Raw genomic sequence first — 14,012 nt, 5'->3', positions numbered from 1 at the left:
CATGATCGACGCCCACGCCCATTTGGAAAATGAGGCATTTGACGAGGATCGAAACCGCATCATCGAAAATAGAATGAAAGACGGCCTGGACGCCGTCGTCAATGTGGGATCGGATCTCGAGACCAGTAAAGCGGTTCTCGCGCTCGCCGAGGCCTACGAGGGGCTCTATGCCGTAATCGGCGTACATCCCCACGACGCGACGACCTATTCGAAAGAAGTGGAAGACGCACTTCGCGCCATGTCCGCCTCAAAAAAAGTCGTCGCCATCGGCGAGATCGGACTGGATTATTACTACGACTATTCGCCGAAATCCGTGCAAAGGGAAGCATTTTGCGCCCAATTCGAATTGGCGATCGAGTTGAATCTGCCGGTGGTGATCCACTCCCGGGAGGCGGCGCTCGAGACCTTCGAGATCGTAGAATCCTATTTGCACGACCATCCCGGCCACCCGGTGCTGATTCACTGCTATAGCTATTCGCCCGAAATGATGGAGCGATTTGCCGCATTGGGCTGCTACTTTTCGCTGGGAGGCGTGACGACCTTCAAGAACGCAAAGACCCCCAAGGCGGTGGCGAAAGCGGTGGCACTCGACCGCCTTCTTCTGGAAACGGACAGCCCCTATATGACGCCCGAGCCGCATCGGGGCAAGCGCAATGAACCCAAGTATGTGCGCCTTGTGGCGGAAAACATCGCGCGATTGCGCGAGATGGACACCCAAGAGTTGATCCGCCGTACCGACGAGAACGCCATGCGCTTCTACGGGTTTTCTATATGATTCGCGAAGTCATCGTCGTCGAGGGAAAAGACGACATCGCACGGGTAAAATCGGCGCTGGATTGCGAGGTCATCGCCACCGGCGGCTTCGCCTTCGGCGAAAAGCTGCTCCGCCAGCTCCGCAAGATCGAAAAGCGGCGGGGCGTGATTATCCTCACCGATCCGGACTATATGGGCGAGCAGATTCGCCGCCGCCTGACCCGGGCGCTGAAGGCGCCGAAACAGGCGTATTTGCCCCAGGACAAGGCGATCAAGGCGGACGACATCGGCATCGAAAACGCGCGGCCCGAAGACATCCGCATCGCCGTAGAGCGCGCCCAGCCCATGCGGGAGGACTATGTAGAGACCTTTACCAAGGCGGATATGATTCGCTGGGGCCTCGTCGGGAGCGATGCGGCCACGGAACGGCGTAGAAAACTCGGCGAATCCTTGGGGATCGGGCACGGAAACGGAAAGCAGTTTTTGAATCGCCTGAACCGCTTCGGCATTACCATAGAAGAATTTACGGAAAAATATGAGGAGGTCCTCGGTGGAAAAGAGACTTTATAGCCCCGGAAAAGTACGGGAGATACAAGAAAAATGGGGCTTTCGGTTTCATAAATCCCTGGGACAAAACTTCTTGATCGACGGAAATATCGTCCGCGCCATTGCCGATGCGGCAGAGGTGCAAGAAGGGGACGTGGTGTTGGAGATCGGTGCGGGAATCGGCACCTTAACCGAAGAGATGGCGCTGCGGGGCGCGGAGGTATTTTGCGTCGAGATCGACGAAAACCTGCGGCCCGTCCTCGCCGATACCCTGGGGGCGTTCGAGCGCGTCGAGATCTTTTATAACGACGTCTTAAAGACCGATCTCAAAAAGGAACTCGGCGCTCGTTTTCCCAATCGAAAGATCAAGGTGGTCGCCAATCTACCGTATTATGTAACCACCCCCATTCTCTTGCACCTGTTGGATTCCGACCTGCTCTTGGAATCCATCCACGTGATGGTACAAAAAGAGATGGCGGAGCGCATGGCGGCGCCGCCGGGGAGCAAGGCATATGGCTCGATTTCGGTGTATCTGCAAATGCGGGGAACGGTGGAATCGGAAATCTATGTGCCCCGCACCTGCTTTATTCCCCAACCCAATGTCGACAGCGCGGTGCTTTCGGTCCGCGATTTTATCGACGAAGACGCGGAGACCTTACGACAAGCGGAGGCGGTGGTGCGCGCCGCCTTTTCGAAGCGCAGAAAGACCTTATTAAACGCCCTGTCCCGCTACGGTTTTCCCGTCGAGAAAGAGGAGATCGAGCGCAGTTTGTTGAACGCGGGGATCGACCCGTCGCGGCGCGCCGAGACCTTGAGCGTGGAGGAGTACCGCGTATTGGCAAAAAATTTTCCCAAAGTAACAAAGGAGAAGGAAATTGGATAGAGAGCAATTTGATGCATTTGCCGAGGACGACGAACTGATCGAAGTTTTGAGTCGGCTCTTTAAGGCGATGGCGGATCCGACGCGGCTTAAGATTTTGTATGCGCTGATGCTGTCCACCTGCAATGTCAGCAAGTTGGTCGACCTGTTGTCTATGAGTCAGTCCTCCATATCCCATCAGCTGAGCGAGTTGCGCAAAGAGGGGTTGATTCGCGCGCGCAAACAAAGAGGGACGGAAAGTGTATTATTCGCTGGACGACGAACACGTGGAGATTCTCTTTAATATGGGCTATACCCACGCGCGCCACAAATTGGGCGAAATTGATTAACGCCGGGGCGTGCGGGTATACATACCGTAAACCGATTCAGAATAAAATGGAGGCATGATTATGGAAAAAGTGCAAATTTATACCAGCAATACCTGTCCGTATTGCACCATGGCAAAAGATTATTTGAAAGAACACGGCGTAGATTTCGAAGAAAGAAATGTGCAAACCGACGCCGCCGCCAGAGACGAATTGATCTCTAAGGGCTATACCGGCGTGCCGGTTTTGGTCATCGGCGACAAAGAGATCGTCGGTTTCGACAGAAAACAAATCGACGCGGCGCTCAACAAGAACTAAATCGAAGGAGGGGGCTATGCCCTCTCTTTTTTTGCCCAAAATCTAATATCGTTCTAAAAGATGCGAAGGATCCGGCAGTCGGCGGGCAGGGCACATTCGCTGTGCTATAATAATCCCGTAGAGCTCCGCCGTATCGGGCGGAAAGAGAATCTCAGGAGGAGAAATATGAAAGCATTCAAACGATGCGCGGCCTTTGTGTTGGCGCTGGTATTATTGCAAGCCGCCGCGATTCCGACATTTGCCGATGCGGCAGAGGGGGATATTATTCTCTCGTTCGGTCAGGATCTGCGGGCGGAACAGAGAGACGAGCTTACAAAACGCTTCGGAGATCCGAAAGATCCTCAGATCATCGAGGTCACCAATGCGGAGGAGTATAAGTATTTGGGAGATTTCGTGCCGGCGGCGAAGATCGGCAAGCGCGCGATCTCCAGTGCGAAGATCGAATACACCAAACCCGGAAGCGGGATTTCGGTAGAGACTTCGGAACGCATTACCTATATCACCGGCGATATGTATAAGCAGGCACTTGAGACCGCCGGCGTGGAAGATGCGCGGATCACCGTCGATGCGCCGGGCAATGTGACCGGTACGGCGGCGCTGACGGGCATTATGAAGGCCTATGAAGTATCTAGCGGCAAGAAGATTTCCGATTCCGTGAAAAAGGCCGCCAACGAAGAGATGGTCGTCACCTCCGATCTCGCGGAAGATGTGGGGAGCGACAAGGCGGCGGATTTCGTAAAGGGCGTCAAGGACACTATGGCGCAGGAAGCGCCCAAGAGCCGCGAAGAAGTACGCACCATTATCGTGAACATTTCCAATGAGTACAATATCAATCTGAACGAAAAACAGACTGAAGATCTGACCGACTTCTTCGATCGACTGCGGACCACCGACATCGACTGGGAAGGCCTCGCCGATAAGGCGAAAGGCGCCGCCGATTCCGCCAAGGAATACTTGGGAAGCGACGAAGGCCAGGGGATGTTGATGGGCATCAAAAATGCGATCTCGAACTTTATCGACTGGATCGCATCCCTCTTTCGCTAATGAAAAAACAAAAAAGGGTGCATACCATGGTATGCACCCTTTTTATTTTGGGCGGTTCCTTTCGGAATGCGCCACGTTTATTTATTTTCAATGGTGTTGTTGAGGGACTTCATCAATTCGTCGACGTCAAATCCGTGCACATAGGCCGCTTCTTCCAGGGATTCCATCTGGCTGGAAGGACAGCCGACACAACCCATGCCGAACTGCATCAGCGTGCGGATGGCTTCGGGATGTTGGCGTACCAAATCGCCGATCAGCATATCTTTGGTAATCATATTTTCTCCTCCTTGTATTGATCTGATTCCTAAATTCTACCCCAAGTGGCGGGGAAGATCAAGTTAGAGCAGATTTTCTTTCAGATAGACGATAATATCGTCGGATTCATAGAGCCAGGTGTTGTCGTGGTAGAGACAGGGAACCTGTTTCTTTCCGCCGCCTTCGATCAACGCCTCTTTGGCCGCTTCGTCTTTGTCGACATAGACGACTTCGACTTTTTGGTCCAATCCGTTTTCTTTCATAAAACCTTCAACCTTTTTACAGAAGGGGCAGTAGGTGGCAGCATACAATTTATAGTCCATAATTCATCCTCCTTTGTTCGTTGGTCTTATACCCAAATTCCGAAGACTGACACAAAGACAGGCAAATTCCCCGAAAAATCCAATCCTTGTCAAAGGAGGAAAAAAGTGCAAAATTTATATGGTATAGTACCCTTGAGGTGAGTGTATGGATATTTTTTCCGGCATCGGTAAGAGCTTCGAGGATCTTTCCCAACAGGTTAAAGATTTGGGCAAGCGAAGCATATATGAAGCGAAGGAGGCGTCGAAGGCGACAAAGCTGCGTATTCGCATCCGCGAACTCGAGAATATGATCGCGGAGCAGTACCGGCATTTGGGCGAAGTGTACTATATGGAGATGCGGGAGCAGTCCCATTTGACGGACAGCTCTTCCTCGGAACTTCTGCTCGCCATCGACGAACTCCAAAAAGAGAGGGCGGCGCTTCAAAATCAGATCGATTCCAAGGCGTTGGATGTAGAGGATTTGCCCATGCAGTGTCCCCGTTGTGGGCAGGGCCTTACGGAGGGGACGAATTTTTGTCCCAACTGCGGTACCAAGGTGGAATCGATTCCCCATACCAAGGAAGTGCCCGACTTTATCGAGTGCAAGAATTGTCATTTTGAAACGGAAAGGGGCGCCACCTATTGCCCCCGTTGTGGCGCCCCTATGCAAGGATAGGTGAACAATGGATCAAAAACAAAAACGTACGGAAGAACAGCTGCGGCGCGATTTGGGCGATGCCGCCTATCACGTGACCCGCGAAGAAGGAACCGAAGCGCCCTTCAGCCATCCCTATGATCGGACCTTCGAAGAAGGCATTTATGTCGATGTGATCACCAAAGAGGTACTGTTTCTTTCTAAGGACAAGTTTCAATCCGGTTGCGGCTGGCCCAGCTTCAGCCGCACGGCGCCGGATGCGCCGGTGGAGGAAAAAACCGACCTCCGCTATGGCATGCGGCGCACCGAAGTGCGCACCGAGAGCACGCATTTGGGCCATGTTTTCGAAGACGGCCCGGCGGATCGGGGCGGGCTGCGCTACTGCATCAACGGCCTGAGCCTCGAATTTATACCGAAAGCGGAAATGGAGGCGCGGGGATACGGCAAATGGATTCCGTATCTGTAATCCATAAAATGGACGCTATAAAATTTCGATTTCGGGGTAAATAAAATAATACTGTTTCATTTTAAGTTCCACGAAGGAGGGCATTATGAAGAAAACCTATATTTCTATGCTTTTGGCGCTGACCATGGTCTTTGGAGCCATCGCCGGACCCGCGCAGGTTCTAGCGCAGGAAGCGACGGCGCAACATACCAAGACGGTAACCTTGCTCCATACCAATGATATCCACGGCCATGCGACCGCCGACGAAAAGGGCGGCAATATCGGCTATGCCAAGGTAAAGACCTATGCGGACAGCATTCCCAATTCCGTATTGATCGACGCGGGGGACGTCCTCCACGGTACGACGCTCGCATCGATCAGCCGCGGCGAGAGCATTGTCGCCTTGATGAACGCCATGGGCTATAAGGCAATGGTCCCCGGCAATCACGACTACAACTACGGCTACGACCGGCTGATTGAACTCGCGGGCGCCGCAGAATTTCCGGTGCTCGCCGCCAATGTCATCCGTTCCACCGGCCAAAGGGACCTGAAGGATCAGACCATGATCGAAGTGGACGGTGTGAAAATCGGGATGTTCGGTCTCTCTACGGAAGAATCCAAGACCAAATCCAATCCCGCCAACACCGAAGGGATTCTCTTCTTAAATCCCGTCGAAGTCGCCAAGGCGCAGGTGAAGTCCTTGAAGGAAAAGGGCGCGGATGTCATCGTCGCCGACGTCCACTTGGGCGTAGACGATTCGACCGAGATCAAATCCACCGACATCGCCAAGGCGGTAGACGGAATCGACGTGATCATCGACGGCCACTCCCATACCGAAATGCCCGACGGCCGCATGGTAAACGGCACCCTGATCGCACAGACGGGCGGCCACTTAAAACAATTGGGCGAAGTGAACATCACCCTGAGAGACGGAAAGGTCATCACCAAATCGGCCACGCTCCACGATCAGGAATTCTTTAAAAACGTAAAAGAAGACGAAAAGATTCTCGCCATGATCGCGGGCATCGAAGAAGCCAACAAACCCTATCTCGAGACCGTCATTGGAAAGACCGACGTGGTATTAGACGGCGAGAGAGAACACGTGCGCACCGGAGAAACCAATCTGGGGAACCTCCTCACCGACGCCATGCTGAAGGTAACCGGCGCCGATGTGGCGATTACCAACGGCGGCGGCATTCGCGCGAGCATCGACATCGGCGAAATTACCCGCGGCGAAGTGCTGACCTCTTTCCCCTTTACCAACTATCCCGTGAAACTCGAAGTGAAGGGCAAGGACATTCTCGCCGCATTGGAATACGGCCTGGATGCCGCCCCCGAAGCCGCCGGGAAGTTCCCCCACGTGGCGGGCATGACCGTAAAATACGATCCCAAACAAGCCGCCGGAAACCGCATCATCGAAGTGAAGGTCAAGAGCGAAGCATTAGATCCCGATAAGACCTATACCCTCGCGACCAACGACTTTATGGCCGTGGGCGGAGACGGCTACAAGATGTTTGCCGGCAAGAAGAAGCTGGGCGAATACAATCTGCTCTCGGAAGTGCTTGCAGATTATATCGCAGAAGCGAAAGTCGTTAGCCCCAAGACCGAAGGTCGCATGACCGTCGGCGAAAAATCCGGCGAAAAGCCCGGCGAGAAAACGCCCGAGGAAGTCTTTGTCGACATCAAGGGCCACTGGGCGGAAGACATCATTATGTCGGTGTATAACGACGGCTACTTTACCGGCATGACCCGCGCCACCTTTGAACCGGATACCAAGATTTCCCGCGCCATGCTCGTCACCACCCTCGCCCGTCTGGAAGGACAAGACAAGAAGCAAGACGCGAAAAACCCCTTCCCCGACGTGGAAAAGGGCAAATGGTACGAGAACGCGGTAGTCTGGGCGGTAGAAAATAAACTCGTCAAAGGCTACGAAGACAAGAGCTTTAAGCCCGAGCAAAATGTAAGCCGAGAAGAGATGGCAGCCATTTTGGGCCGCTATGTCGATATGAAGAAATTCCCCGTCACCCAACAGATGCCGGCGCCCTTTGCCGACGACGCGCAGATTGCAAAGTGGGCGAAGGAATACCTGATTCCCTTGCAAAACATGGGGGTTATGAACGGTAGAGAACAAAACCGCTTCTATCCCAAGGACTCCGCGACCAGAGCGGAACTCGCCAAGGTGATTCAAAAATTAGCACAAATTAAAGAGGCCAATGCGGCAAATGATACAGTGAACAAGGCGGACAAACCCCAAGCGGTTGAGAAGCCGGTAGAAAAATCCGCAAAAAAAGCGGCATAAGACCCCATCGGGAGCCGGGAGACCGGCTCCTTTTTTGTGCAAATGGCTTGACCTGTTGCCACAAATGCGATATTATATTTCGTTGCTTTCTTGACTTATCCTCGAATCTATTGTATACTATGAAAGAATAGTCGCATTGTGGATAGAAGGGGTGTCCAAATGACTCAAATGGATATGATTAAGAACGAACTGTCAGAGCACATCGGCAAACGCGTCATCGTCAAGGCAAATCGGGGAAGAAAGCGGATTGTGACTCGAAAGGGCATTTTGGAAGCGGTTTATCCCTCCCTCTTTGTCGTATCGATCAAGGCGGATGAGACATCGGATCGGAACATTTCCTTTACCTACTCCGACGTCCTCACCTCCACGGTACAGATCACGATCTTAGAAGACGACGTCGACGTAGCCGACTTAAAAATATCGTAAGCAAAAGCTCCGATCGCTCGGAGCTTTTTTTCTTGGAGGAAATGTGAGAGCATATGCAAAGATCAACGTCGGCCTTTGGGTGCGCCATCGGCGCGAGGACGGCTATCACGAAATAGAAACCATTTTTTTGCCCCTGGAACTACACGATGCGATTCAAATCGAAAAGGCGAAGCAATACCATGTAAAGGGCCCCCATTACGGCGAAAATGATTTGATGTATAAGGCGTATCGGGCGATGGAAGATCGCTACGGCCCGATGCCCATTTCCATAGAGATCGCGAAGCGGATTCCCGCAGGGGCGGGTCTCGCCGGCGGCACGGCGGACGGCGCGGCGGTTATGCGCGGCATGCGCGACCTCTATCTGCCGGCGGTCGAAGACGATACGCTACGAGAGATTGCGCGGCCCCTGGGGGCGGATTTTCCCTATTGCATCGCATCGCGCCCCGCCTTGGCAACGGGGATCGGCGACGAACTCACTTTCTTGGTTCCGGTTCCTTCGTATCCGCTGCTCCTGTTGAACCCCGGGTATCCGGTATCGACGCCCGTGGCGTATCAGCGCCTTTCTGCGGATCGGCGGGCGGGTTCTGTGGAAGAGAGCATCGCCTGCCTCGTCAACGGAGACATAGAAGGACTCGGGCGATATGCGGTAAACCACTTAAAGCCCGGGGTGGCCGCCTTCTGCCCCGAAGTCGAGTCGATGATCGCCGATCTCTACGCGACCGGCGCCGCCTTTGCCGATATGACGGGATCGGGGCCCACCGTATACGGAATTTTTGCCGACGAGAGGGCACGAGACCGATCCTATGCTATACTGAAAGCAAGATACGCCGCAGTGATTCGCACGAGAGTTCGGGGGGAGAGGGATGTATAGACTGGGCATACTGATCGCAGATATAACGGGGGCCTATATGGCGGCGAGAATTCGCCATCTGCGCCCGGATATAAACCTCACATTGCTCTACGATCCGGCGGCGGATTCGTCTTCCTACCGCGAAGAGAATGTGGCGCGCTTTCTCTCGATGGGGATCGAGCGATTTGTGTCTTTCTTGCCCGAAGAAAACGACTGGGAGCGCGACTTTTACCGTTATATCCGAGGTGAGAAAACAGCGACGCCCGCTCTGGGTACGGCGGCAGAAGATGTGGATATCGGCATTTTGATCCATACCATCGCCGATGGCCTCTTTCAGCGGAGCTATGTCCTCGATATCATCCGCGACTATGCGGATCGCCTGGGCGGAGAAGCGGACCGGCTGGTCTTGGGGCGCCCGGGTCTCAGTTACCGCGCGGACGATTTTCGGCGCATTTTCGGGGCGCGGGGCATCGCGATCGACGATCCGCTGGATGCATTTATGCGCACCTTGCCGAGGACTTCAACGGGCGGGGCGCTGCGCGCTTTTTGGACCGAGCGCAATTTTCCCTTGGAGCGGCGCATGACAGAGATTTTTGGCGAAGAAATTCGATTTCGCACCTACTATTCGCACCCGTGGCTTCGGGGCGAAGGGGGAAAGTGAGCATAAAAAAAGTACGGCATATGCCGTACTTTTTTTTATATGTAGCCATGCACCCGACTTCGAATAAATTTCCCGTGCGTTACCGAAATAGTTAACTCAGAACAGGCGAATCTACGTCACATAGACTGACTTACTTAGTGCTGCTTCCGTCAAGACCTGACACGGTTCGCAAGCGCCTATTGCGTAGGACCCGCTCCTCAACATCACTTGTTTCGGGCAGACCACAAGAAAGATACCCTCGATCGGGAATTCAATCTTGCTGTAGCGGATTGCAAGTTACAGGGCACCGCTGATTCCCCATCTAGCATGGCAAACTTTTACTGGCGGAGAGAGGGGGATTCGAACCCCCGATACGCTATTAACGTATACCCGCTTTCCAGGCGAGCGCCTTAAACCAACTCAACCATCTCTCCGTGAGCAGTGATTACAGTAAATAATTATATGGCCTCGGAGGAAATTTGTCAAGACACTATTTCGATTTTGTTAAATCTGTGTGGATCTACGCGATCACCAGTCGCCTTCGACGGATACTTCGCCGGCGCGGAGGGTTACGCGACGCGTGCCCGCACGGACGATCAGATGGCCATTGTCGTCGATCGACTCCGCCACGCCGGTGGATACGATATCGCCTTCGGAAAAGCGGACCGTGCGGCCCAAGACCAGATTGTGGGTGCGGTATTCCTTGAGGATGTCGCGGGGGTCTGTAAGAAAGCAGGCGTGCAGCTCCGAGAGGAAATCCGCCGCCAATCGATTGCGATCGACCGCTGTACCGCGTAGGGAACCCGCACGAGGCAGTTGTTTGCGCTCGAAGGATTCCTGTGACGTGGCGGTGTTGATTCCGATGCCCACCACGACGGGACGGGAGGGGGCGGAAAAGTCCGCTTCGGTGAGGATGCCCGCAATTTTTTTGTGTGCGCTGTAGAGGTCGTTTACCCACTTAATTTCGACGGGCAGATCGCTTTGACGGGCGGCGGCGCGGCGCGCGGCGACGGCGGCGGTAATAGTAATCAAATCCGGCCGTACATATACTTCGTCTTTGAGGAGGACCGACAGATAAAGACCGGTGCCGAAGGGGGAGTGGAAGGACTTTCCCACCCGCCCTTTGCCGGCGGTCTGTTCCTCGGCTGCCACAAAGGAATAGGAGGGGAGGGGCGTCTTTTTGTTTCTGCGAAAGAGTTCGTCGTTGGTGGAATCCACCGTTTGGAGCACGATCCCCTCTGCCGCCATGTCCTTCGGGGCGCGCATAGATCGAATCGTATCGGCGTCCAGGGGCGCATAGTCCGTATCGAGAAAGTAGCCCCGATTTGTCACGGCGACGATGCGGTAGCCCTCGTCTCTAAGCGCCTTTACCGATTGCCATACCGAGGCGCGGGTGATATGCAGCGATTCGGCGATCTCTTCGCCCGAGAGGAAGTCTTCGCTTTCTTTTAATTTCTTTAGGATGATGTCTTTGTTCGCCATTACGCCATCCCCGGAAAGTCCAATTGCCGCAGCGCCTCAAAGAGGATGATATTGACCGAGTTGGAAAGATTCAGGCTTCGGCCGAAATCCTTGAGCATGGGAATGCGGATGGCGTTTTCGAAATGCGCCTCGATCAGCGGCTCGGGCAGGCCCTTGGTCTCTTTGCCGAAGACAAGAAAATCTCCGTCTTGAAAGGATACGTCGGTATAGGGGCGCTCTGCCTTGGTGGATGCAAAGTAGAAGTTGTGGCCGCGGTATTCGTCGAGCACTTCTTCGATGCTGTCGTGATAGCGGATGTCGACCAGATGCCAATAATCCAGTCCCGCCCGTTTGAGATGGCGGTCGTCGGTAGAAAATCCCAGCGGACGCACCAGATGCAATACGCTCTTGGTGAGGCCGCAACTGCGCGCGACGGCGCCGGTGTTGTGGGGGATTTCCGGTTCTACCAGGCAAATGTGTACTGTCATTGATTCCTCCAAAATGTATCGATTGCGCTCTGCATTTCCGCACGGGAAGATACAGAGCGAATGTGCCAATTGTCGGGGAGCAGGGCGCGGATTGCCGGGTCGGAAAAACGGCGATCCAACAACAATAAGACGCCCCGGTCCGTTTCGGTGCGTATAATGCGGCCCGCCGCCTGCACCACCTTGATCAGGCCGGGATAGGTGTAGGCGTAGTCGAAGCCGTTATAGCCCTTTTCGTAAAATCGTCGCCGCAAGAGCTCTCTTTCGGGCGATATCGTGGGAAGCGCCAAGGTAAGGACGCTCGCGCCGGTAAGGGCCGTATCGGGCAGGTCCACCCCTTCGGAAAAGACGCCACCCATCACGCAATAGCCGTGCACGGGGGACTCCGCAAAGAAGCGCTGAATAAATGCCCGTCGCTCCCGTTCCGTCATGCCCGGGGTTTGGTCGTGCATGGCGTCTTCCTAGTCTTTGTTCTTTTCCGCCACCATATCCTTGTAGGCGTAGGAGGGGAAGAAGTGGATGTAGTTGCCCGTCTTGGATTCGCTGAGGATCCGCAGATACTCGCTCACTGCATCCAGGCTGCGCACGCGGTCTTTGTACTTCACCGAGATCTCGGGCGGGTGCAAAATCAGAAGATGCGCCGGATCGAAGGGCGACGGCGCGGCGTATTTTGCGGCGTCGTCGCCCGCGCCGAGGCAATGGGCGTGGTAGTCGAAGGGCTTGAGCGTCGCCGAAAAATAGATCGCGGAAAGAAACCGTCTACGTCGTTCGGCGAGCACCTGTTTCGCATCCAGACACAACAGAGCGAGGGCGCCCCGGCGGGGCACGAAGAAAGTGAAGTCATCCGCGTCGTAGTAGGAGAGGAGATTCTGCCAATCCAAGAGCATAAAATAGAGCTCTGTCAGCGTCTCGTCGGGCTCGCCCTTTACGACGGCGAAGTACGACGCCAGCTCGTCGATCAGATTTTCGATCTGTATCGTAAGCGTTTTGGGAAGCGAAGTAAAGGCGCGATTCTCAGCCTTCGTTTCCGCCTCCAGTTTCTCTTGTACCGCCGTCGCCAGCCGTTTTAGGCGCGCGGTGGGATAGTCGATCCCGTCGAAATCTTCGACATTCAGTTTTCCCGAATACATATCCCGGCCCCTGTCACATAGATTGTGCGCCTCGTCGATTAAGAGCGCCGTCTTTCGGGTGCGCTTTCGGTCCTCCATCAGTCGCTCCAAAAAACTCTTGGGATGAAAGATGTAATTGTAGTCGCCGACCAGTACCCGCGCGAAGTTGCTCAGATCCAAGCCGAATTCGAAGGGGCAGAGCCGGTGTGTTTCGCTGTAGGTGCGAATCGTGTGGGCGTCGAAGATATTTTCGCGCTCGTAAATGTCGATAATTCCCTCGATCAGGCGGTCGTAGTGGCCCTTGGCATAGGGGCAGGCCTCGGGACGGCAGTCCGTCGTGTCGTTGAGACACGCCTTTTCCCGCGCCACCAGTTCTACGGATTTTGTGGCGAGGCCGTTTTTCTCCAGTAGCCGAAGCGTCTGAAAGGCGAGGTCTTTTTGTGTGGAGCGACCCGTCGCATAAAACACGGCCCCGGCGATGTCCTCGCCCACGGCCTTTATGGCGGGAAAGAGGGTGGCGAGGGTTTTTCCGATGCCGGTGGGTGCCTGAATCAGAAGGGCGCCCTTTTCGCGAATCCTTTGATAGACCGCCACCGAAGTCTCCCGCTGCCCCGGTCGAAAGCGGGGGTAGGGGAAGCGGAGGGCGCGCATAGAGGCGATTTCTGTTTCCGAAAAGGCGTCCAGTCGCTTCTGAATTTCCCAGTAGCGGTCGATGACGTCGAAGACAAAGCGCTCCAAATCCGACTTCTGAAAGACTTCCGTATAGGTAAACACCGCCTCGTCCTCGACGCGGATATAGCGAAGGCGCAGCCGCACCTCGTCTTTTTCTTCGTTTTTGCAGTAGAGATAGCCGTAGCACTTGAGCTGCGCCCAGTGGAGCGCGTTGGGGTGCGCGTCCAGCTCTTCTTTTGTCGCCGTGGTGGATTTGATCTCGTCGATTTCTCCCCCTTCCCGGTCGATGCCGTCCATGCGGCCTTCTAGGAGAATTTCGGTGCCGTCTTTGAAGAGCACGGTCGATATATCGACCTCCGATTCGAAGCGGGGCGGGTAAGCGTCTTGCAATTTTTGGTGGAGGCGAATGCCCTCGAGCGCCCGCCTGTGGGATAAGACGCCGCCGTCGATATCGCCGCTTCGCAGGGTAAATTCGATCAGTTTGCGTACCGACCAACGTAATTTCATAGGATCACCGTTTCCTATTATACTACGACGGCGTACTGTTGCGAATGCCGTACGCCGGAT

At 54.5% G+C, this 14,012-nt stretch carries 18 protein-coding genes, 1 tRNA gene and 1 other RNA gene; 12 read left to right on the top strand and 8 right to left on the bottom strand.

Annotated elements, in window-relative coordinates:
• Position 1 precedes the first annotated feature (1 nt).
• The 6 genes from QO008_RS03070 (at position 2) to QO008_RS03045 (ending at position 3,846) form a co-directional block, all read left to right on the top strand.
• Positions 2–775 (top strand): TatD family hydrolase, encoded by a 774-nt coding sequence (locus QO008_RS03070; RefSeq protein ID WP_126465642.1) that lies wholly within the window; start codon positions 2–4, stop codon positions 773–775.
• The gene (gene rnmV, locus QO008_RS03065) at positions 772–1,323 is read left to right on the top strand and encodes a ribonuclease M5 (RefSeq protein ID WP_126465641.1); all 552 of its coding nucleotides are present in this window, start codon (positions 772–774) and stop codon (positions 1,321–1,323) included. The genes QO008_RS03070 and rnmV overlap by 4 nt, the downstream gene beginning before the upstream one ends.
• On the top strand, positions 1,304–2,182 hold the full coding sequence (rsmA, locus tag QO008_RS03060; RefSeq protein ID WP_307384263.1) for a 16S rRNA (adenine(1518)-N(6)/adenine(1519)-N(6))-dimethyltransferase RsmA: 879 nt from the start codon (positions 1,304–1,306) through the stop codon (positions 2,180–2,182). Before rnmV ends, rsmA begins: the two co-directional genes overlap by 20 nt.
• Positions 2,175–2,462 carry an ArsR/SmtB family transcription factor gene (locus QO008_RS03055; protein WP_307384260.1) on the top strand — a complete coding sequence of 96 codons (288 nt, stop codon included), beginning with the start codon at positions 2,175–2,177 and terminating at the stop codon, positions 2,460–2,462. Before rsmA ends, QO008_RS03055 begins: the two co-directional genes overlap by 8 nt.
• Before the next feature lie 106 nt (positions 2,463–2,568).
• Positions 2,569–2,802 (top strand): glutaredoxin family protein, encoded by a 234-nt coding sequence (locus tag QO008_RS03050; protein ID WP_126465639.1) that lies wholly within the window; start codon positions 2,569–2,571, stop codon positions 2,800–2,802.
• A gap of 165 nt (positions 2,803–2,967) precedes the next feature.
• Positions 2,968–3,846, top strand: a complete 879-nt coding sequence (locus QO008_RS03045) for a DUF1002 domain-containing protein (protein WP_126465638.1) — start codon at positions 2,968–2,970, stop codon at positions 3,844–3,846.
• A gap of 77 nt (positions 3,847–3,923) precedes the next feature.
• Here QO008_RS03045 and QO008_RS03040 read toward each other — a convergent pair whose 3' ends face one another.
• Together QO008_RS03040 and QO008_RS03035 are read right to left on the bottom strand one after the other, a co-directional pair.
• Positions 3,924–4,121, bottom strand: a complete 198-nt coding sequence (locus QO008_RS03040) for a DUF1858 domain-containing protein (RefSeq protein WP_126465637.1) — start codon at positions 4,119–4,121, stop codon at positions 3,924–3,926.
• 63 nt (positions 4,122–4,184) lie between these two features.
• Positions 4,185–4,427 (bottom strand): glutaredoxin family protein, encoded by a 243-nt coding sequence (locus QO008_RS03035; protein ID WP_126465636.1) that lies wholly within the window; start codon positions 4,425–4,427, stop codon positions 4,185–4,187.
• 142 nt (positions 4,428–4,569) lie between these two features.
• Here QO008_RS03035 and QO008_RS03030 point away from each other — a divergent pair, with 142 nt between their 5' ends.
• The 6 genes from QO008_RS03030 to QO008_RS03005 all read left to right on the top strand — a co-directional run bounded on the left by QO008_RS03030 (position 4,570) and on the right by QO008_RS03005 (position 9,739).
• Positions 4,570–5,079 (top strand): zinc ribbon domain-containing protein, encoded by a 510-nt coding sequence (locus tag QO008_RS03030; RefSeq protein ID WP_307384250.1) that lies wholly within the window; start codon positions 4,570–4,572, stop codon positions 5,077–5,079.
• A 7-nt stretch (positions 5,080–5,086) separates the two neighbouring features.
• Positions 5,087–5,524, top strand: coding sequence for a peptide-methionine (R)-S-oxide reductase MsrB (gene msrB / locus QO008_RS03025; protein WP_307384248.1), 438 nt, complete (start codon positions 5,087–5,089; stop codon positions 5,522–5,524).
• 85 nt (positions 5,525–5,609) lie between these two features.
• Positions 5,610–7,802 (top strand): 5'-nucleotidase C-terminal domain-containing protein, encoded by a 2,193-nt coding sequence (locus tag QO008_RS03020; RefSeq protein ID WP_307384246.1) that lies wholly within the window; start codon positions 5,610–5,612, stop codon positions 7,800–7,802.
• A 159-nt stretch (positions 7,803–7,961) separates the two neighbouring features.
• Positions 7,962–8,228 carry a Veg family protein gene (locus tag QO008_RS03015; protein ID WP_126465632.1) on the top strand — a complete coding sequence of 89 codons (267 nt, stop codon included), beginning with the start codon at positions 7,962–7,964 and terminating at the stop codon, positions 8,226–8,228.
• A gap of 43 nt (positions 8,229–8,271) precedes the next feature.
• Entirely contained in the window at positions 8,272–9,099 is an 828-nt protein-coding gene (gene ispE / locus QO008_RS03010; protein WP_307384243.1) for a 4-(cytidine 5'-diphospho)-2-C-methyl-D-erythritol kinase, read from the top strand.
• Positions 9,092–9,739: a hypothetical protein gene (locus QO008_RS03005; RefSeq protein WP_307384240.1), complete on the top strand. Its 648-nt coding sequence runs from the start codon at positions 9,092–9,094 to the stop codon at positions 9,737–9,739. Before ispE ends, QO008_RS03005 begins: the two co-directional genes overlap by 8 nt.
• A gap of 45 nt (positions 9,740–9,784) precedes the next feature.
• Here QO008_RS03005 and ffs read toward each other — a convergent pair.
• The 6 genes from ffs to QO008_RS02975 form a co-directional block, all read right to left on the bottom strand.
• Positions 9,785–10,049: signal recognition particle sRNA large type (gene ffs / locus QO008_RS03000), an RNA gene on the bottom strand.
• Positions 10,050–10,060: 11 nt separating this feature from the next.
• A tRNA-Ser gene (locus QO008_RS02995) sits at positions 10,061–10,152 on the bottom strand.
• 94 nt (positions 10,153–10,246) lie between these two features.
• Entirely contained in the window at positions 10,247–11,200 is a 954-nt protein-coding gene (locus tag QO008_RS02990; RefSeq protein ID WP_307384238.1) for a biotin--[acetyl-CoA-carboxylase] ligase, read from the bottom strand.
• A complete protein-coding gene (locus tag QO008_RS02985) occupies positions 11,200–11,667 on the bottom strand; it encodes a tRNA (cytidine(34)-2'-O)-methyltransferase (protein WP_307384236.1) in 468 nt (155 codons plus the stop codon). Before QO008_RS02985 ends, QO008_RS02990 begins: the two co-directional genes overlap by 1 nt.
• On the bottom strand, positions 11,664–12,116 hold the full coding sequence (locus QO008_RS02980) for a helicase C-terminal domain-containing protein (RefSeq protein WP_307384234.1): 453 nt from the start codon (positions 12,114–12,116) through the stop codon (positions 11,664–11,666). Before QO008_RS02980 ends, QO008_RS02985 begins: the two co-directional genes overlap by 4 nt.
• 9 nt (positions 12,117–12,125) lie before the next feature.
• Entirely contained in the window at positions 12,126–13,952 is a 1,827-nt protein-coding gene (locus tag QO008_RS02975) for a DEAD/DEAH box helicase (RefSeq protein ID WP_307384232.1), read from the bottom strand.
• Positions 13,953–14,012: the final 60 nt, after the last annotated feature.

The sequence above is a fragment of the Aedoeadaptatus ivorii genome, assembly GCF_030815095.1.
Taxonomy (GTDB): Bacteria; Bacillota; Clostridia; order Tissierellales; family Peptoniphilaceae; genus Aedoeadaptatus; species Aedoeadaptatus ivorii.
This window is presented reverse-complemented; position numbering and strand designations above follow the sequence as displayed.